This window comes from Streptomyces sp. NPDC000345 (genome assembly GCF_042898825.1).
GTDB lineage: Bacteria > Actinomycetota > Actinomycetes > Streptomycetales > Streptomycetaceae > Streptomyces.
This window is the reverse complement of sequence record NZ_JBIAZE010000007.1, coordinates 283,435-301,953: the sequence shown is the minus strand read 5'-3', so window position 1 is coordinate 301,953 and position 18,519 is coordinate 283,435. Positions and strand designations below refer to the sequence as shown.

At 73.0% G+C, this 18,519-nt stretch carries 18 protein-coding genes; 13 read left to right on the top strand and 5 right to left on the bottom strand.

Annotated elements, in window-relative coordinates; translation table 11 throughout:
- Nucleotides 1-141: 141 nt before the first annotated feature.
- Nucleotides 142-600, bottom strand: coding sequence for a MarR family winged helix-turn-helix transcriptional regulator (locus ACFY30_RS19360; protein ID WP_390846374.1), 459 nt, complete (start codon nucleotides 598-600; stop codon nucleotides 142-144).
- Nucleotides 601-706: 106 nt separating this feature from the next.
- Between ACFY30_RS19360 and ACFY30_RS19355 the strand changes: the two genes are divergently transcribed.
- Entirely contained in the window at nucleotides 707-1,264 is a 558-nt protein-coding gene (locus ACFY30_RS19355) for a quercetin 2,3-dioxygenase (RefSeq protein ID WP_390846373.1), read from the top strand.
- Nucleotides 1,261-2,130, top strand: a complete 870-nt coding sequence (locus ACFY30_RS19350) for an alpha/beta hydrolase fold domain-containing protein (protein WP_390846372.1) — start codon at nucleotides 1,261-1,263, stop codon at nucleotides 2,128-2,130. Before ACFY30_RS19355 ends, ACFY30_RS19350 begins: the two co-directional genes overlap by 4 nt.
- 368 nt (nucleotides 2,131-2,498) lie before the next feature.
- Here the strand turns inward: ACFY30_RS19350 and ACFY30_RS19345 are convergent, their stop codons facing one another.
- Entirely contained in the window at nucleotides 2,499-3,092 is a 594-nt protein-coding gene (locus ACFY30_RS19345) for a TetR/AcrR family transcriptional regulator (protein ID WP_390846508.1), read from the bottom strand.
- A gap of 290 nt (nucleotides 3,093-3,382) precedes the next feature.
- Here ACFY30_RS19345 and ACFY30_RS19340 point away from each other — a divergent pair, with 290 nt between their 5' ends.
- The 8 genes from ACFY30_RS19340 to ACFY30_RS19305 all read left to right on the top strand — a co-directional run bounded on the left by ACFY30_RS19340 (nucleotide 3,383) and on the right by ACFY30_RS19305 (nucleotide 11,298).
- Entirely contained in the window at nucleotides 3,383-4,549 is a 1,167-nt protein-coding gene (locus ACFY30_RS19340; protein WP_390846507.1) for an amino acid deaminase/aldolase, read from the top strand.
- A gap of 207 nt (nucleotides 4,550-4,756) precedes the next feature.
- Nucleotides 4,757-5,665, top strand: coding sequence for a GNAT family N-acetyltransferase (locus tag ACFY30_RS19335; protein ID WP_390846371.1), 909 nt, complete (start codon nucleotides 4,757-4,759; stop codon nucleotides 5,663-5,665).
- A gap of 251 nt (nucleotides 5,666-5,916) precedes the next feature.
- Complete coding sequence (locus tag ACFY30_RS19330) at nucleotides 5,917-7,491, top strand: ATP-binding protein (protein WP_390846370.1); 1,575 nt, start codon at nucleotides 5,917-5,919, stop codon at nucleotides 7,489-7,491.
- Complete coding sequence (locus tag ACFY30_RS19325; RefSeq protein ID WP_390661587.1) at nucleotides 7,488-7,895, top strand: roadblock/LC7 domain-containing protein; 408 nt, start codon at nucleotides 7,488-7,490, stop codon at nucleotides 7,893-7,895. The genes ACFY30_RS19330 and ACFY30_RS19325 overlap by 4 nt, the downstream gene beginning before the upstream one ends.
- Complete coding sequence (locus ACFY30_RS19320; protein WP_390846369.1) at nucleotides 7,892-8,239, top strand: DUF742 domain-containing protein; 348 nt, start codon at nucleotides 7,892-7,894, stop codon at nucleotides 8,237-8,239. The genes ACFY30_RS19325 and ACFY30_RS19320 overlap by 4 nt, the downstream gene beginning before the upstream one ends.
- Entirely contained in the window at nucleotides 8,220-8,846 is a 627-nt protein-coding gene (locus ACFY30_RS19315; RefSeq protein ID WP_390846368.1) for an ATP/GTP-binding protein, read from the top strand. Before ACFY30_RS19320 ends, ACFY30_RS19315 begins: the two co-directional genes overlap by 20 nt.
- The gene (locus tag ACFY30_RS19310; protein ID WP_390846367.1) at nucleotides 8,843-10,060 is read left to right on the top strand and encodes a cytochrome P450; all 1,218 of its coding nucleotides are present in this window, start codon (nucleotides 8,843-8,845) and stop codon (nucleotides 10,058-10,060) included. The genes ACFY30_RS19315 and ACFY30_RS19310 overlap by 4 nt, the downstream gene beginning before the upstream one ends.
- Before the next feature lie 2 nt (nucleotides 10,061-10,062).
- Entirely contained in the window at nucleotides 10,063-11,298 is a 1,236-nt protein-coding gene (locus tag ACFY30_RS19305; RefSeq protein WP_390846366.1) for a cytochrome P450, read from the top strand.
- 157 nt (nucleotides 11,299-11,455) lie between these two features.
- Here the strand turns inward: ACFY30_RS19305 and ACFY30_RS19300 are convergent, their stop codons facing one another.
- The gene (locus ACFY30_RS19300; protein ID WP_390846365.1) at nucleotides 11,456-13,795 is read right to left on the bottom strand and encodes a heavy metal translocating P-type ATPase; all 2,340 of its coding nucleotides are present in this window, start codon (nucleotides 13,793-13,795) and stop codon (nucleotides 11,456-11,458) included.
- Nucleotides 13,796-14,156: 361 nt separating this feature from the next.
- On the opposite strand from ACFY30_RS19300, the gene ACFY30_RS19295 reads away from it, so the two are divergent.
- On the top strand, nucleotides 14,157-15,038 hold the full coding sequence (locus ACFY30_RS19295; RefSeq protein WP_390846364.1) for a universal stress protein: 882 nt from the start codon (nucleotides 14,157-14,159) through the stop codon (nucleotides 15,036-15,038).
- 200 nt (nucleotides 15,039-15,238) lie between these two features.
- Entirely contained in the window at nucleotides 15,239-15,820 is a 582-nt protein-coding gene (locus ACFY30_RS19290; RefSeq protein WP_390846363.1) for a DUF4383 domain-containing protein, read from the top strand.
- 140 nt (nucleotides 15,821-15,960) lie between these two features.
- On the opposite strand, the gene ACFY30_RS19285 is transcribed toward ACFY30_RS19290, so the two are convergent.
- Together ACFY30_RS19285 and ACFY30_RS19280 are read right to left on the bottom strand one after the other, a co-directional pair.
- Complete coding sequence (locus ACFY30_RS19285) at nucleotides 15,961-17,052, bottom strand: MerR family transcriptional regulator (protein ID WP_390846362.1); 1,092 nt, start codon at nucleotides 17,050-17,052, stop codon at nucleotides 15,961-15,963.
- A 73-nt stretch (nucleotides 17,053-17,125) separates the two neighbouring features.
- Nucleotides 17,126-17,593, bottom strand: coding sequence for an SRPBCC family protein (locus ACFY30_RS19280; protein ID WP_390846506.1), 468 nt, complete (start codon nucleotides 17,591-17,593; stop codon nucleotides 17,126-17,128).
- A 274-nt stretch (nucleotides 17,594-17,867) separates the two neighbouring features.
- Between ACFY30_RS19280 and ACFY30_RS19275 the strand changes: the two genes are divergently transcribed.
- Entirely contained in the window at nucleotides 17,868-18,482 is a 615-nt protein-coding gene (locus ACFY30_RS19275) for an SDR family NAD(P)-dependent oxidoreductase (RefSeq protein WP_390846361.1), read from the top strand.
- The last annotated feature ends 37 nt before the right edge of the window (nucleotides 18,483-18,519 follow it).

Below are 18,519 nucleotides of genomic sequence, written 5' to 3'. Positions count from 1 at the left end.
GCGGAGGGGGCGGGGAAGCCGCAGCGGCGGGGGAGCCGCAGGGTTCCAGAGCCGACGGGGTCGGGGAACCGCCGGGGTCCGGGAACTGCCCGGGTCGGGGGGCGGGCCGGGGGAATCCGCTCGGCCCTCACCCCGCCCGCTTCACGTCGCCTGTCCGCCGGTCGTGGTCCGCCCCGGCGGGCGCCCCCAGGGCTTCTCGAGAATCTCCCGCAGCGCCAGCACGCCGTCCGGTCCGATGCGGGAGGCCAGAACGCGCTCCAGCTCCTCGAGCATCGCGGTCGCCTCCTCGTGCGCACGACGGCCGGCCGCCGTACGCCGGATGAGTTTCTGGCGGGCGGACCCGGGGTGGGGCACCTGTTCGAGCAGTCCGGCCGCGACCAGGCTGTGCGCCGCCTGATGCGCCGTCTGCCGGGTGACGCCCATGCGCCGGGCCAGCTCCGAGACGGTCGTGCCCTGGTCGTCGAGGACCGCGAAGAGCTGCAACTGCGTCATCGAGACCTGCTCGGACCGCCCCTCCTCCAGGGCGGCGAGCAGCCCCTCCTCGAACCACCGGCGGGCTTCGCCCAGCAACTGCGGCAGATTGCGGCGTCCGGCGTCCATGCGCTCCTCAGCTCTCGAAGGCGAGAACGAGCATAGGCCTTGCTCCGCCCGCACCCGTTATGTCAGGCTACCTGACATTCCCCCGGAGTCGACCGCTGGAGAACCCGTGACCATCGAGTACGCCACCCGCTACCGCCGTGCCTCGCGGATCCCTCCCGAGCAGGGCAAGCCCTACTTCATCGAGAAGGGCATGGGAGACCGGGCCCACCTCTTCACCGACCTCTTCACCGTGTACGCGGGCGGCGAACAGACCGAGAACACCTTCAACTTCTTCACCTGCGAGGGCCCCAAGGGCGACACGATCCCGGCGCATCTGCACGCCGGCACCTACGAGGTCTTCTTCGTGACGGACGGGGCCGTACGCCTCTTCGTGGAGGACACGGCCGGGGAACAGTACGAGAAGCTGCTCACCAGCGGCGACTTCGGCTTCGTACCCAAGAACTGCCCCCACGCCTACCGCATCGAGCGGCACGGCAGCCGCATCATCGGCGTCGCCGCCGGCCCCGGCGGCACGTTCGAGCGGTTCTTCGAGCGGCTGGGGACGCCCGTCGAGGCGTTCGGCATGCCCGAGACGCCCTACGTCCCCGAGCCGCAGAAATTCGCGACCGTGCCCACCGAACACGACGTACGGTTCCTGCCCGGCCACCAGTGGCGTACGACGTGACCGCCACGCCGGACCTGCGCTCGCTCGTCGCCGCGCCCCACCCGGACCGGGCGCCCCTGCCCCCGGCGGCCCCGGCCGGCCCCGGTGTCCGTCTCCTGCGGGGCGTGCCCTACGCGGAGCTGCCGGGGGTACGCCCCCTCGAACTCGACCTGTGGCTCCCCGAGAACGCCGGCGCCGGCCCCCTTCCCCTGCTGTTCTTCGTGCACGGCGGGGCCTGGCGCAGGGGCCGCCGGGAGGACATGGGCCACCGCACGCGCGGCTGGACCCCCGGTCCGTTCGCCCGCATCGCGGCGTCCGGCTTCGCCGTGGCGTCGGCCGACTACCGGCTCAGCGGCGAAGCGGTCTTCCCCGCCCCGCTGGACGATCTGCGGGACGCCCTGGCCTGGATCGCCCGACGCTCCGACGAACTCGGGATCGACGCCGCCCGCACCGTGGTGTGGGGGGAGTCGGCGGGCGGGCACCTCGCCGCCCTGCTGGCGCTCGCCGACGACCCGCCCGCCGTGAGCGGAGCCGTCGTCTGGTACGCGCCCAGCGATCTCACCCTGGACGGCGACAACCCGCACAGTCCCGAGGCGCTGCTGCTGGGAGGCGCCCCCGCCATGCTCGCGGAACGCGCCGCCCAGGCCAGCCCGCTCCACCGGGTGCACCCCGGCGCACCCCCCTTCCTCCTCATGCACGGCGAGAGCGACACGATGGTCGACTGCGACCACAGCCGCCGCCTTGCCGCCCGGCTCGCAGAGGTGGGCGCCCCGGCGCGGCTGCGGGTCGTCCCCGGAGCGGACCATGTGTGGCACGGGCTGCCCGAGGACGAGGTGGAGGACGTCTTCCGTACGTCACTGGAGTGGGCCCTGCGGCGCGTCCGGTGATCCTCGGCCGGCCGGGACGGCGGGGGCGACCGGCTCCCGCCGACGGCGCCTGCGCGTACGGCAGTTGAGAGGAGACGGACACCGCTGCCGGAACCCCCGCCGGGGCTCAGCAGATCATGAGCAGGGGGGCCACCGTCGCCGGCGTTCAGGCGACCTGCGGCGCCGCGTGGGAGCCGGACGACGCGTGGGTGCCGCTGGCGGACATCAGAGCGGACAGCGGTTCCGCGTATGACGAGTCGGAGCGGCGCTGGGTGCCGCTCCTTCGCCCCTGACAAGGTGCGCCGGGGCAGGACGGTGCGCGCCGGACGCCCAGCCACGGGCCGGCCGGCGCTGGAAGACGAGCGCGGAGGTCATGCCTCCGACGGAGGTCATGCCTCCAGCGGACGGGCGTGCTGGAGCAGGTGACCGGCGAGCATGTCGAGGACCGCTCGGCTGTGATCGGTGTTGCGATCGACGAGCCAGACCAGGTTGAGGCCGTCGATCACGGAGAGGACGTACCGCGCGAGAATCGGTACGGGCTGCGTCCACGCGATGCCGGCGTTGCGGGCCGCGAGGTCGAGGAGGGAGCCGAAGGCCTGCAGAAAGATCTCGTACTGGCGCTTCGCGACGTTCTCGAAGCCTGGGTTGCGCAGGGCGTACTGGGTGAGTTCGTAGCTGATCTGGTGTTCGCCGGGGTTCGCTTCGAACCCCTTCCAGAAGGCGTGCAGACTGTCCAGGACGCTGTCGCGGATGTTCTTCTGGGGCGCGAACAGGTTGCGTACGTCCGCGACGTACCGCTCGGTGAGCGTCGCGGTGACGAGTTCGAGCATGTGCGCCCGTGACTCGAAGCAGTAGTGGAACGCCCCGAGGGTCATGCCGGCCTCGTTGACGATCGCACGGGTCGTGGCCTTGGCCACCCCGTCGCGCGCCATCACCCGGATCGCCGCCTCCAGGAGCTCGGCCCTGCGGTCGCTCGCCGCCATGCGGGGCACGTCGTCTCCTCCTTCTGCCTGTGAGTTCGCCGCCAGGATAGTCACCCGCCGAGGGCGGTCCCGGCGGACGGGCGGGCGTTCGGACGAGAAGTGAGTCACGTGTCCAAGACGGTTGACTTACTTCGGGTGGTGGGCGATCGTGACGGCACCACCCCCTGAGCCCCTCGGGAGCCAGAGTGCATCTCAAGACCGGCCGGCCTTCCGCCGAAGCCACCGCGGGGGCACGCGGGCCCTTCCGCCCCGCCCGCTCCCCGCGCACGGACCGGGAGCAGTTCGACCGCCTGCAGCGGGCGACCGCCGGGCTGGAACCCCCGTTCGGCGTCGTCGATCTGGACGCCTTCGACACCAATGCCGGGGATCTCGAACGCCGCGCGGACGGCAAGCCGATCCGCCTGGCCAGCAAGTCCCTGCGCTCCCGTGCGCTCATCCGGCGCGCACTGGCCCGCCCCGGATTCGACGGCATCCTCGGTTTCACCCTGCCGGAGGCGCTGTGGCTGGCCGAGGAGTTCGACGACGTCGTGCTCGGCTACCCCACCACCGACCGCCCGGCGCTGCGGACGCTGGCCGGTGACGAGCGACTCGCCTCGCGGATCACCCTCATGGTGGACTCCGTCGACCATCTCGACCTGATCGACGAGGTGACCGGCTCCCGCCGCGCACCCCTCCGCGTCTGCATGGAACTGGACTGCGGCCTGCGCCTGGCCGGCGGCCGCGTGCACCTGGGCCCGCGCAGATCCCCTCTCCGCACGCCTCGCCAGGCGGCCGGGTTCGCGCGCAAGGTGACGGCCCGTCGCGGTTTCGAACTGTCCGGGATCATGGCCTACGAAGGGCAGATCGCCGGTGTCGGAGACGACCAGCCCGGCTCGTGGCTCAGGCGGGCCGCGATCCGCCGCATGCAGGGCTCCTCCGCCGCGGACCTGCTCCGGCGGCGCGCGGCGGTGGTCGACGCCGTCAGGGCCCACGCACCGATCCGATTCGTCAACGCCGGCGGCACGGGCAGCCTGGAGACCACCACCCGGGAGGCCGCCGTCACCGAACTCGCCGCGGGCTCCGGCCTCTACGGCCCAGGGCTGTTCGACTTCTACCGGTCCTTCCGTCCCGCGCCGGCGGCCTTCTTCGTGCTCCCCGTCGTACGCCGGCCGTCGTCGTCGATCGCGACGGTCCTGGGCGGTGGCTGGGTGGCGTCCGGACCCGCGGGCAAGGACCGTCTGCCCAGTCTGGCCTGGCCTCCGGGGCTGCGCGTGACCGCCACGGAAGGAGCCGGCGAGGTGCAGACGCCGGTCCTCGGCAAATCCGCGCACACCCTGCGCCTCGGTGACCGGGTGTGGTTCCGGCACGCCAAGGCCGGTGAGATGTGCGAGCGCGTGGGCGAACTGCACCTGGTCCAGGGCGGCCGGGTGGTCGAGACCGTGCCCACCTATCGCGGCGAGGGCCGCCACTTTCTCTGACGCCTCGTCACGACAGCGTGCAGGCACAGGAGATGGGGCGGTCCATCGACGGATCGGTTACTGTGTGGCTCCACGCCCTGAGACGGTCGGAAGGAGGCGAGTGCCGTGCGGTTCACCCCTTTCCAGCGCTCCCTTTTCCGCTGTCCCGGCGTGGTCCGTGAGTTCTGACCGGGAGCGCTCCATTCAGTCGGAATCCCGGAGGAATCCATGACCGATCCGGTCATCCGCACGCTCTCCACGAGCGATGCCCATCTCTTCGACGCACTCCCCGACCCGCTGGGCGCCCGTGAGGGCCATCGGCGCACCCGGTTCTGCCCCGACTGGAAGCGCGTCGCCCTGCGCGACGGCGAGGTCGTCGCCCGCGGCGCGTGGTGGGGCGGCCCCGACGACTCGGAGCCCGTCAACATCAACTGGTTCGACGTGGCCGAGGGCGAGGAGGAGGCCGGGGCCGAACTCCTGCGCTCCGCTCCCTGGCAGGTCGAACTCGAGATCAACCTGCCAGGCGGCTGGCGGGACGAGCCAGACCTGCGCGCCGCCGCCGAGGCACGCTTCGGCGCCGCACGAGCAGCCGGGTACGAACTCCTGGTGGAACGCTTCCTGTACCGCTGGACCCCGCAGCGAGGCCTGCCCGAGCGGCCCGGACGCCTGCGCTTCGGCGCCGAACCCGACGACTCCGTGTTCTTCGACGCGTTGCGCCGCATCCACTCCGTCACCCTGGACGCCCATGCGCTCAGGGCCATCGAGGAGGGCGGCCTCGACCGGGCCGCCCAGGAGGAACTCGACTTCTTCCACTGGTGCCCCTCCCCACGGGAGTGGTGGCAGGTCGCGCACACGCCGGAGGGCGACCTGGCCGGCATCCACATCCCGGCCCACAACCCCTCCGGCCCGACCATCGGCTTCATCGGAGTCGTCCCGGAACAGCGCGGTCGCGGCTACGCCTACGACCTCCTCGCGGAGTGCACCCGCTTCCTCGTCGAGCAGGGCGCGGAGTTCGTCAGCGGAGCGACCGACCGGGGCAACTTCCCGATGGCCGCGAACTTCGCCAAGGCCGGCTTCCCCGTCAGCAGCGAGCGCATCAACTTCCACCCGGCGGCCAAGCGGTCCAGCGGGGGATAGCGCGCGGTGAGCGGTCCGGCCCGAGGCCGGACCGTACCGGCGTCGGCCGGCTCCGGGACCCGCCTCCCGCGCCGTTCCGGCGCCTCTCCGCCGAAGTGGTTCCTGTGAAAAGGCCCAACCCTGTTGAGAGTGATCAAAACTCTCGTATAGTGACGCCCGGTTGATCAATGACTACAGATTTCTGTGCACAATCCGCCCCCTAGGATCACACAAGGGCCGTGTTTTCGAACGGCCTCCCAAGGACCTGAGCGATGACCGCGCCCGCCCCTTCCGACGAACGATCCACCGTTCGCTCGCTGCTTGCCCTCCCGCTGCTGACCGCGGCCCTCGCCGCCCTCGCCGTCATATGGGCCGTCACCTCCGTGCCCGCGTCGGCACGGACGATCGTGGGCGGGGGCGGCGCGATCGCCGGGGTCCTGCTCTGCACGGCGGTCACCGTCGCCGTACGGGCGCGGCGGTCCGTACGAGCCGCGCGCGCCGCGCTGCGGACGATGACCGCCGACACCGAGCGGGTCACCCGCGAGCGCGACCTCCAGGCCGAGCAGTGGCGCCGTGAACACCAACGGCACACCGACGCCGCCGCCCACGAACGAGCCCGGCTCGCCGAGGAGTTCACCCGGGAGCGCGCCCTGCGCGCCAAGGAGGCGGAGGTCGAACGGGCCCGGCTCGCGGCGGAGGTGCGCAGCCTCTCCGAGCAACTCGCCCGCGCCGTCGGCGAACGCGACACCGCCGTCGCGGCCACCGCCAACGCCGCCGCCCGGATGCAGGCCCTGGCCACCGGCACCCTGGCCGACCTGCGCGCCATGGAGGAGCGGCACAGCGACGAGGACGTCCTCGCCGACCTGCTGCACCTGGACCACCGCACGGCACAGGCCGGCCGCCTCGCCGACTCCATCGCCGTGCTCACCGGCGCCCGATCGGGACGCCGTTGGGCGCGCCCCATCTCCATGGAGTCCATCCTGCGCGGCGCCATGGGCCGGATCAGCGGCTACCAGCGCATCCGCCTGCACTCCGTCAGCGACGTCGCCGTCGCCGGGCACGCGGCCGAGGGCGTGATGCACGCGCTCGCCGAACTGCTCGACAACGCCGCGAACTTCTCGCCCCCCAACGCCGAAGTGCACGTCTACGTCGAGGAAGTGCCCGCCGGCGCCATCGTCTCGGTGGAGGACAGCGGGCTGGTCATGAGCGACGTCCAGCTGCGACGCGCCGAACAGGCCGTGGCCGGCGACGTGGCCGGGCTCGGCGGACTCACCGGCACCCGGCTCGGCCTGGCCGTCGTCGGACGCCTCTCGCGCAAGCACGGCATGAAGGTGTCCTTCCGGCCCTCCGCCCGGGGCGGCACCGGGGTGCTCATGCTCATTCCCCAGGACATCCTCACCCCGGCGCCGAGCCCGGTACAGCTGCCCGCGGACCCCCGCCCGCACAGCGCCCCGACCCGCGTCCCGAACGCGGACCGCGGCACCCCGGCACCTTCCGAAGCCGCCCCGTCCCCGGACCGGACCCAGCCCCACGAGGAGACCGGCGCCACCCCGGAGGCGGGCGGCCTGCCCAAGCGCCGGCGCGGCCGCACCCTGGCCGCCGCCGAGAGTGCACGGGCCGCCCAGGCCACCCGGCGCCCCACCAGCGCGCCCGAGGACATCCGCGCCCGCGCCAGCCGCTTCGGCGCCTTCCGCCAGGCGGTCCGCGCCGGTGACCCGGCGGAGCGCACCGGCGGCCACCCGCTGCCGGCCGGCACCGGCGACCCGCACACCACGCCGGCCCCCCGCACCGAGACGACCCCCGACAGACCCACCCCCTCGCACCCGGAAGGCGACACCACCTCATGACCGGCACGACGACCGTCGACGAGAAGCTCACCTGGCTCATCGAAGGGCTCCTGGAGCGCACCCCGGGCGCCCGGCACGCCCTCGTGCTCTCCCGCGACGGGCTGAAGCTGTGCCGGACCCCGGAACTGACCGTCGACCAGGCAGACCAGCTCGCCGCCATCGCCGCCGGGATCCAGTCGCTCTCGCACGGCGCGTCGGTCGAGTTCGGGGACGGCAGCGGAGGCGTGCGCTCCTCGATGACCGAGTTCTACGGCGGCACCCTGTTCATCGTGGAGGCCGGCGAAGGCGCCCACCTGGCCGTGGTCACCACCGAGGAGGCCGAACCCGGTCTCGTCGGGCACAACATGAGCGAGCTGGTGGAACAGCTCGGGGAACATCTGACGGCCCAGCCCCGCACGGCATGAAGCGGCCGGGCAGGGACGACGCCCCCGACCGGCTCTACACCCTCACCGGGGGACGCAGCCGGTCCGGGCCCGACAGTCCCTTCGACCTGGTGACGCTGGTGGTGGCCGAGAGCGACGCCACCCCCGGCATGCAGTCCGAGCACGCGGCGATCCTCACCCTGGTGCAGGCACCCACCGCCGTGGTGGAGGTCGCCGCCGAACTGCGGCTTCCCGTGAGCATCACCAAGATCCTGCTGTCCGACCTGCTCGCCGCGGGCCGGGTCAGCGCCCGCCATCCCCGCAGCTCGGTCCTTCCCGACCCCGACATCCTGGAGCAGGTGCTCGTTGGACTCCGCAACCTCTGAGGCGCGTACGCCCCTCGGCGCCTCCGCCGACAACGGTCTGAAGATCGTCGTCGTGGGCGGCTTCGGTGTCGGAAAGACGACCATGGTCCGTTCGGTCAGCGAGATCCGTCCCCTCAACACCGAGGAGACGATGACGAGGGCCGGCGAGACGGTCGACGACATCAGCGAGATCCGCGGGAAGACGTCGACCACCGTGGCCTTCGACTTCGGCCGGATCACCCTCGACGCCCGCAACGTGCTGTACCTCTTCGGCGCGCCGGGCCAGGAACGCTTCTGGTTCCTGTGGGACCGGCTGTTCTCCGGCACCCTCGGCGCGGTCGTCCTCGTCGACACCCGCCGGATCGACGACTCCTGGTACGCGATCGACCGGCTGGAACGGCACGGTACGCCGTTCATCGTGGCCTGCAACGACTTCGGCGGCCCCCGCCACCCCCACGACGACGTCCGCGCGGCCCTGGACCTCGACCCGCAGGTGCCGCTGGTCGACTGCGACGCCCGCTCCCGGGAGTCCAGCAAGCAGGTCCTCATCACGCTCGTCCAGCACATCCAGAGCCGGTACGCCGGACAGACGGCCCACGCCGCCGCATCACCACGGGAGTTCGCGTGAGCACCGACGCCGTTCCGCTCAGCGGACCGCGCTTCCAGACCGAACCCGCCCGGCTGTACCGGGAGATGCGCGCCGAGCACGGTGCCGTCACCCCCGTCCTGCTGGACGGCGGAGTCCCCGCCTGGCTCGTCCTCGGCTACCGCGAACTGCACCAGGTCACGGGTGACCCCGTCCTGTTCAGCCGCGACTCCGACCTGTGGAACCAGTGGGACACCATCCCCGGCGACTGGCCCCTGCTGCCGATGATCGGCCGCAAGCAGCCGTCGATCCTGTACACGGTCGGCGACCGCCACCGTCAACGCGCCGCCATGATCAGCAACGCGCTGGAGGCGAGCGACCCCACCCGACTGCGCCGCCACGCCGAGCGGTTCGCCGACGAACTGATCGACGCGGTCTGCGCCAGGGGCACCGCCGACCTCATCGGCCAGTACGCCATGCTGCTGCCCGTCCGCGTGCTGGCACGGCTGTACGGCTTCTCCGACGAGGAGGGGCCGGGCCTGGTCACCACGCTGAACGACATGATCGACGGCCGGGAACGCGCCCTCGCCGGCCAGAGCCATCTCGCCACCTCCATGGGCGAGTTGCTCGCCGCCCGCCGGGCCGCGCCCGCCGACGACGTGGTCTCCCGCATGCTGGCCGACCCCAGCGGCTTCACCGACGAGGAGATCGTCCAGGACCTGATGGTGATGATGGCGGCCGGGCACCAGCCCACCGCCGACTGGATCGGCAACTCCCTGCGGCTGATGCTCACCGACTCCCGATTCGCCGCCTCCCTCTTCGGCGGCCGCAACAGCGTCGCGGAGGCGATGAACGAGGTCCTGTGGGAGGACACGCCCACCCAGAACGTCGCCGGCCGCTGGGCCTCCCGCGACACCCACCTCGGCGGACAGCACATCCGCGCCGGAGACCTGCTCCTCCTCGGCCTCCAGGCGGCCAACTCCGACCCCCAGGTGCGTCCCGTCGGCGGCGACCTCACCGGCGGCAACAACGCCCACTTCTCCTTCGGCCACGGCGAGCACCGCTGCCCGTTCCCGGCCCAGGAGATCGCCGAGGTGACCGCCCGGACCGCCATCGAGGTCGTCCTGGACCGGCTGCCCGACATCGACCTCGACGTCCCCGCCGACTCCCTGACCCGCCGCCCCTCGCCCTGGCTGCGCGGGCTGACGGAACTGCCCGTGCGGTTCACCCCGACCCCTGCCCTGGGAGGCAACTGATCATGACGTCCGGCACCGAAGAGCTGCGCATCGCCCTGGATCCGTTCGTCACCGACCTGGACGGTGAGAGCGCAAGGCTGCGCGCGGCCGGGCCGCTGGCCGCGGTCGAGCTGCCCGGGGGAGTGCCCGTCTGGGCCGTCACCCGGCACGCCGAGGCCAAGGCGCTGCTGACGGACCCCCGCCTGGTCAAGGACATCGAGGTGTGGGGTGCCTGGCAGCGCGGCGAGATCCCGCCCGACTGGCCCCTGATCGGTCTGGCCAACCCCGGCCGCTCCATGCTGACCGTGGACGGCGCCGACCACCGCAGACTCCGCGGCCTCGTCGCCCAGGCCCTCACCCCGCGCCGGGTGGAGACCCTGCGCAAGCGGATCACCGAGCTCACCGAGCAGCTGCTGGACCGGCTGCCCGCCGACGCCGACGTCGTCGACCTCAAGGCGGAGTTCGCCTACCCGCTGCCCATGTACGTCGTCGCCGACCTCATGGGCATCGAGGAGAGCCGGCTGCCGCGGCTGAAGGAGCTGTTCGAGAAGTTCTTCTCCACCCAGACCCCGCCCGAGGAGGTCGTCGCCACCCTCGTCGAACTGGCGGGGATCATGGCCGAGACGGTCGCCGCGAAGAAGGCCGCGCCCGGCGACGACCTGACCAGCGCGCTGATCCAGGCCTCGGAGGACGGCGACCGGCTCACCGACGAGGAGATCGTCTCCACCCTCCAGCTCATGGTCGCCGCCGGCCACGAGACGACCATCTCCCTCATCGTCAACGCCGTGGTCAACCTCTCCACCCACCCCGAGCAGCGCGCGCTGGTCCTCTCGGGTGCGGCGGACTGGTCGGCGGTGATCGAGGAGACCCTGCGCTGGTCGACCCCGACCTCGCACGTGCTGATCCGGTTCGCGGCCGAGGACGTGCCGGTCGGCGACCGGGTTCTCCCGGCGGGCGACGCGCTCATCGTCTCCTACGGCGCGATAGGCCGCGACGAAGAGGCGCACGGCCCCACCGCCGGTGACTTCGACATCACCCGCGAGACCCGGACGCGCCACATTTCCTTCGGCCACGGCCCGCACGTCTGCCCCGGCGCGGCCCTCTCCCGCCTGGAAGCGGGCGTGGCGCTGCCCGCGCTGTACGCCCGCTTCCCCGGACTCGACCTCGCGGTGCCGCCGTCGGCTCTGCGGAACAAGCCCGTGGTCACCCAGAACGACCTCTTCGAACTGCCCGTACGGCTCACCCCCTCGGCCGACTGACACCACGTCGGCGTTTCCCCCCGCCTCCTGACCTCGTCGCCCGGCCCCGCCTCCCGTGAGGCGGCGCCGGGCGACGGGAACCCCGGCAGGGCGGACGCCCCCGCGCCGCACGCGCGGCCCGATGACTTCCCTCCCGCGTCCCCGGGCCCGGTCGGGCTCACGGAGCCAGCGAGAAGTAGTTCTCCTCCTCCTGGGTGAAGTGCAGGCGCAGCACGGTGTTCAGGCCGTAGAGGCTGGAGCGCAGATCGTCGAGCTGGCCGGGGGTGAGACCGCCGTCGGCGTGGGCCAGTTGCAGGTGGGTGGCGATGCGCCGCGAGAGGCGTTCGATCTCGGCGTGGGCCCGGCTCATGGTGGCGGTGGCCTCGGGGCCGCCGAGGGCGGGGGCCAGGGCGGGGTAGAGCTGATGCTCTTCGGCGTACTCGTGCGGCAACAGCCGTTCGGTGAGCAGCCGGTGGGTCTCCTCGACCGCCGAGAGGGCCTTGGGACCGGGGTCGTCGGACAGCCGGTCGGCGGCGTCCCGCACGGCTTCCAGGACGTCCTGGAGGTCGTCGTGCTCTGCCGCGAAGCGGTGGATGAGTGCCTCGGCACCGGGCGTGAGGGCCGGCCGCGCGGCCTGGTCGACGCGCAGGGCGCGCAGGGCGTTGAGGATGACCGCGACGTCGATGCCCTCCTGGAGCAACGCGCCGGCGGCGGGCGGCAGAAGACCGAAGGCGGCCACGGCCATGGCGGCGAGCGACATCAGCATGCCGCCGAGCGCGCTCTGCACGGCGATGCGACGGGCCCGTACGGCGATGGAGACGGCGTCGGCCAGACGGTCGACGCGGTCGGTGGTCAGGACGATGTCGGCGGCCTCGGAGGAGGCGGTGGAACCCCGCGCCCCCATGGCCACGCCGATGTCGGCGGCGGCGAGGGCGGGTGCGTCGTTGACGCCGTCGCCGACCATCACGGTGACCGCGCGGTCACGCTCGGCGCGCACGACGGCGACCTTGCCGGCCGGGCTGAGCTCGGCGCGCACGTCGTCGAGACCGAGGACGGCGGCGACCTCGCGGGCGGGTTCGGCGCGGTCGCCGGTGAGCATCATCAGCCGTTCGATGCCCGCGGCCCGCAGATGACGCAGGGTGCGGGGCGCGTCGGGCCGTACCGGGTCGCGCAGCAGGACGGCGCCGGCCGGCTGTCCGTCGACGGTCAGCCAGGCGACGGCAGCGCCGTCGAGCAGGGCACGGTTGTCGACGGCGCGGGCCCAGGAAGGCCGGACGTCCGAGGGGTCGAGACGGCCGACGTAGACCCGGTGACCGTCCACGGTGCCCGAGGCACCCCGTCCGGGTTCCTCGGTGACGTCCGACGGAACCGACAGCTCCAGCTTGCGTTCCCGGGCGGTGTCGACGATGGCGTGGGCGAGGACGTGCGGCGAGTACTGGTCGAGGGACGCCGCCAGGCGGAGCACCTCCGCGGGCTTGCCGCCGGGCGCTGCGGTCACGTCCAGGACGCGGGGACGGCCGCCGGTGAGGGTGCCCGTCTTGTCCAGCAGCAGGGTGCGGGCCCGGCCCAGGTTCTCCAGGGCGCCGCCGTCGCGGATCACCACGCCGAGCCGGGAGGCCCGGGAGAGACCGGAGACGATCGCGACCGGCGCGGCCAGCAGCAGGGGGCACGGGGTCGCGACCACCAGGACCGCGACCGCCCGTACCGCGGACCCGCTGATCAGCCAGGCAAGTCCCGCCACCACGAGGGACAGGGGAAGGAACCAGGCCGCGTAACGGTCGGCCAGCCGCACCACGGGCGCGGACTCCGCCCCGGCCTGCTGGGCGAGGCGGACGATGCCCGCGTAGGTGCTGTCCTGCGCGGTCGCGGTCGCGCGCAGTTCGAAGGCGCCGCCCGCGTTGACCACACCGCTGCGGACCGCTTCGCCCTGCGGCCGTTCCACCTGGAGGGGCTCACCGGTGAGCACCGATTCGTCGAGGACGGCGGTGGCGCTCTCCACCCGGCCGTCGACGGGGACGACTTCGCCGGGACCCACGACGAGCAGATCGCCGGCACCGACCTCGGCCAGCGGCACCGTGTCCACCCCTCCGTCCGTGCGACGGCGGGCGGAGCGCGGCGCGTGTTCCAGCAGGGCGCGCAGGTCGTGGGAGGCACGCCGCTGGGCGGCGGCCTCCAGGGTGCGGCCGGTGGCGAGCATCAGCGCGATCAGCGCCCCGGCCACATACTCGCCCACGGCCAGGGTGCCGCCCAGGGCCAGCACGGCGATCAGGTCCACGCCCGCACGCCCGTGCCGCAGCGCGTCCACCACCCACCCGATCGCGGGTACGACGGCGGAGATCGTGCCCAGGCCCCAGAAGAGGTCCGCGAGGTCACCGGCCCCGACGAGCCAGGCGATGCCGCCGGCCGTCAGAGCAGCCGCCGTGACGGCCAGGAGCGCGGGTTCCAGCCGTGGGGACACGACCGCGCCGGTCAGACGGCGCAGCCGTGCCGTGACGGTGATTCCGGTGGGGTTGTCCATGGCGCACCTCGGTCCGTCCGATTGCGACGACCTTCGCTTCTGTCCCCTCCAGCACAGCGCACCGTTCGGCCCTCACGCCAGGGGACGAACGGTCCCCGCCGCCCGGGCCGTACGCCGGACCTGCCGGTCGGGTCCGGTCGCCGCCCGAGCGCGGGAGCGGCAGGCGGGTTCCCGAGTCGGACAGCGAGGCGCCGTGCGTACCGTTCGACGGCCGGCGTCCCGGTCACCGGCGGTGTGCGGGGCGGCAGGGCCGAACGGTCCCTCGTACGGCCGGACGGCCTGTGGCCGTGGCGAGCTGCGGCCCTGATGCTGGGAACGGAAGCGGACGCGCCTCGACGGCGCTGTGGGATGGGAGAACGCAGTGAGTGATCCGGTGATCGTGGGTGTGGACGGTTCCGCGTCCAGCCTGGCCGCCGTCGATGTCGCGGCCCGGGAGGCGCACCTGCGCGGAGCGGCGCTGCGGATCGTGCACGCGTTCGGGCATGCGCCCGGACACCTGCCGACGGGAGCCCCGCCGTGGAACCCGGCCGACCATGGTCTGGAGCCGATGGTGCACGGGGCGCTGGTCCGCGCCGAGGAACGGGCGCAGGCGGTGGCGCCGGGCATCGAGATCACCCGGTCGGTGGCGGCCGGCGAGGCGCTCGAGGTGCTGGAGATCGAGTCGCGTTCGGCGGCGCTGGCGGTGGTCGGCAGCCGGGGCGTGGGCAGCTTCGCGGGGCTGCTGCTCGGTTCGACGGCGGTGCAGCTGGCCGCACACGGCCACTGCCCGTTGATGGTGGTGCGCGGACGCCCCGATCCGGCCGGTGCGGTGGTGCTGGCGGTGGACGGTTCCCCGGCCGGCGAGGCGGCGGTGGAGTTCGCGTTCGCCGAGGCCGCGCTGCGCAAGGCACCGCTGGTGGCCGTGCACGTGTGGAACACCTGGAGCGAGCGGGCCTACGAAGGCCCGGGCGACCCTCTGACCGCCGTGGTGACGGATGAAGAGCATCTCCGTGCGGCCGAGCAGCACGTGCTGGACGAGGCCGTGGCCTCCTGGCAGGAGGTCTTCCCGGAGGTCGCCGTGGAACGGCGGCTGCTGCGTTCCCGCATCCGCCCGGCCCTGATCGACGCCGGCCGGGAGGCGCAGCTGGTCGTGGTCGGTGCCCGCGGGCGGGGTGGTTTCGCCGGTCTGCTGCTCGGCTCGGTCAGCCAGGCTGTGCTGCACCACGCGCACTGCCCCGTCGCGGTGGTCCGCGGCAAGGAGTGATCAAGCCTCGTGGCGGCCCTCGGGGAGGGTGCCCGGGGGCGGCACCGGATCCCGCCCGCAGCCGACCGCCACCGCGTCAAACCTCGGTACCGAGTGCAACCGAACGGTGCTTTTGTGGTGAATGGTCTCGTGCGTGGCCGACCCCCGGCGCTGCTCCGCGGGACGCGGCGACGCGTTCACGCATCGGGAAAGGATTCGCCATGAAACTCAGCGACGAACTCCCCGTGGATCACCGGCTCGCCACGGTCTACCGGTACGGCGCCGCCTTCTGCGGGCTGACCCTGCTCGTCTTCGGCGCCCTCGGGTTCGCCGACGAGCTCAGCCCGTTCAGCACCAGCGGGGAGCACATCGCGGGCATGTCGACCAACGGTGTACTGAGCCTGATCTCCGTCGTCGTGGGCCTGTCCCTCGTCGTCGGCGGCATCGTGGGCGGAAACTTCGCGTCGACGCTCAACATGACCGTCGGCGCCCTGTTCCTGCTGAGCGGTTTCGCGCACATCTTCGTCCTCGACCGGCCGGCCAACATCCTGGACTTCGGGATGACCAACGTCATGTTCAGCTTCGTCATGGGGCTGATCATTCTGACCTTCGGCATGTACGGGCGTGTGTCCGGCAAACTGCCGCACGACAACCCGTACTGGCGTCGCCGTCACGCCCGTGAGGCGGCCCGCGAATCCCTCGCGGCGCGCCGCCGGGAGCGGGGCGAGGGATATCCGCTGCCCGCGGGCGGCTCGGCTCCTCCGCAGGCGCTCACCACGGCGAACGCGCAGCCCGTGGAGTAGGCGAGGGGACTCGGCCGGTGCCGGCCGGTACGTCGCCCCCGCCCCCCACGCCGGACGGGGACGACGCCCACGCCGGGCGGGGACGACGTACCCCTCCCTGCTGCCCGAGTCCCTGCCGCCCGAGCGGACGAGGCGTGGGCTCAGGCGTCCAGGGCCAGAGGATTGCCGAGGTCCTGCGCGTCGAGCATGCTCAGGGCCTCTCGCAGGTCACGCGGACGCGGCAGTCCGCAGGGCTGCGTCCGCCGCCAGCCGGGACCGGTGAGAAGAACCCGGCTCCGGGTCCGCGCCCCCCGGACGCCCCAGCGGGTCGCAGCGACATGGTGCGCCAACGGGATGTTGGCCGTGGCGGCCGACTGCGACCACAGGACCACGCCACTCGGACCTACGCGCTGCACCGCTGCCACCAGTGCTTCGGCCGGGACGGCGCTGCCCAGCATGAGGGTCGTGACAGCGCGCTCCGCGAGCGCCGCGTTGAGCGCCTCGAGCGGGAGAGTGTGCTGCTCGCCCGGCACACACGCCAGGATGACCGGCGCCGACCGCGACGCCGTCCGGGCGGAGGCGGCACAGACGTAGACATGACGGATCGTCGCCGAGATGTGCCACGACAGAAGGTGTTCCACCTCCACGTAGCGCTCACCCGCCGACTGCCACTTGCGCCCGACGGCCTGGAGGGCCGGAGCCACGATCTCCTCCCACGTGACGACCATCCCGTGGGTGCGGACCGCCGCCGTGAGAAGTTCCTGGACGGCGACGGCGTCCAGTCGGACGGCGGCCCGTGCGAGGCCCCTGCACTCCTGGCGGACATGGCCCAGGGGCAGGCCGCTGCCGGACCGCGAGGCGCGGGCGGGCACGGGGAGGGGCGCGGGTACGGCTGCCGGAGCCGCTGCGAAACCGCTGGCGGGCCGTGGGAGCGGGGCCGGCGCGTGCCGGGTCCCGCTCTCGTCGGCTCGCTCCTTCGTGCCCTTCGCTCCCCTCGCGGCTTCCGCGGCCTTCGCCGCCCTCGCGGCTTCCGCGGGTGGAATCCCGGCGGCCGTCAGGCGGCACATTTCGAGGACCGTGGCGATGTCGTCGGGCATCCACCGGCGATGCCGCCCCTTCGCCCGGGCAGCCGGGCCCAGGCCGTACCTGCGGTCCCAGGAACGCAGGGTCGTGGGCGAGACGCCCAGCCGTCTGGCGAGGGAACCGGTGGTCACGCCGGCCTCCGGGGACACCTCCTCATCCGGCTCGCTCACGTCCACGGGGAGACGACTTTGGGGAGGCGGGCCCTGCCCACCGCTCGGGGTGAGCCCGCTCCGTGCCTCGTGGTCACTGGGGGCGGCCTCCTCCGGGCGGCGGGGTGCCCAGGGCGCGGTCGAGGGCCTCGGGCAGGCGTTCGGACACCTCGTCGCCGATCCGCTCGAACTCCCGTTTGAGCAGGGGAGTGGCCATGCGCGCCAGTCCGTTGAATTCGACGCGCGCCCGGTAGGTCAGCCGTGTGCGTCCGCCGTCGTCCTCGAAGCGCAGGTCGTCGGTGGAGGTGGCCGTCTTGTTCTCGCCCACGAAGGTCAGGTGGTCGGGATCGAACCGGACCAGCCGGTAGCGCAGCTCGGTGCGGCGGCCCCGGAACTCCGACACGTTGCGCCATTCCGATCCCACGGACAGGGCTCCGCCGCCGACCCGGTCGCAGGCGACGGTGCCCGGGTCCCACATCTCGGTGTTCGAGAAATCGGCAAGGAAGCCCACGACATCGGCCAACGGCTGATCCACTGTCATCACTCGCTCGACTTCGATCACAACGGTCTCCGTTTCCGTCATTCGTCCGCCGGTCGCCATGCCGCTTCCGGCATCTTCTGTTCCGCGCCAGTACGCCCCACGGATGCAGGGACCGAGACCGCGCCGTGCGGGTCGGTGTGGCCGTCCGGGGCGCCCGCCCCCCGACTGCATCCGGTCGGCGGCCGACTGCGGAACCACAGGGGAGACCGGTCACAGGCCGGTCGGCGACTGGTCATGCACGACCGGACGCGGGGCGACCGTTCGACCGGTCATGGACGAGCCGGGAGGCTGCGGGATGGACATACGAGGTTCTCGCATCCTGGTGCCCGGCGCCACCGGGGAGATCGGAGGGGCGCTCGCCGCCCGCCTGCACACCCTCGGCGCCCGCCTGGCACTCGCCGGGCGCGACCACGATCCGCTCGCGCGCGTCTCGGCGGCGTGCGTGGACGCTCCCACCCGCGCCTTCGACGCCTGGGACCTCGACTCCTGCGCACAGACGGTCGACTGGGCGGCTGCAGAGCCGGACGGCCTGGATGCGGTCGTCGTGTGCGTCGGGGTCGCCGCCTTCGGGCCGGCCCGGGAGGTGGGCGACGCGGTGTCCGAACACCTGGCGGCGGTCAACGCCCTGGCCCCCATGGCGTTCCTGCGCGCCGCCTCGGCACGTGTTTCCGAGGGCGGTGTCCTGGCGGCCGTCACCGGGGTCGTGGCCGAGGCGGCACCGGGGCGGATGGCGGACTACGCCGCCGCCAAGGCGGCGCCGGCCACGTGGCTGACGGCGGTTCGCCGGGAGCAGCGGCGCCATGGTGTGGCCGTGGCCGAACCGCTGCCGGCAACCGCCGTACCCGCCGGCACGGAGGGCACCCACCTGAGCTGGGACGACGTCCTCGACCGGATACGACGGTCACGGTGAGAGACGCCGCTGGACCCCAGGGCCCGCTCACCCCCCG